Below are 239 nucleotides of genomic sequence, written 5' to 3'. Positions count from 1 at the left end.
ATTCAAGCAGGCGGCGGAGCTGCACGGCAGACAGAGCATTGCGGTCGTTCCGTATCTAACCTGCGGCGATCTGGCGGAAACGGAGAAAGTGATGAGGGCAGCCAAGCTGGTAGGAGCCTCTTTCATCCGCGCCGGCATTCCGGCTTACAATCGCAGCGTCAACTACAATGAGCTGTACGAGCAAGCTGTAAAATACCTGCTGGAAGTGGAGGATTTGGCAGCCGCTTATGATGTGAAGG

1 protein-coding gene is annotated in these 239 nt (G+C 55.6%); it reads left to right on the top strand.

Translation table 11 applies throughout. The features are described from left to right. Positions 1–239: hypothetical protein (locus ACSNOG_RS33980; protein ID WP_436756516.1), on the top strand; the 239-nt coding region annotated here is incomplete at both ends.

The organism is Streptomyces sp. URMC 124 (assembly GCF_051386455.1).
Classification (GTDB): domain Bacteria; phylum Actinomycetota; class Actinomycetes; order Streptomycetales; family Streptomycetaceae; genus Streptomyces.
This window is presented reverse-complemented; position numbering and strand designations above follow the sequence as displayed.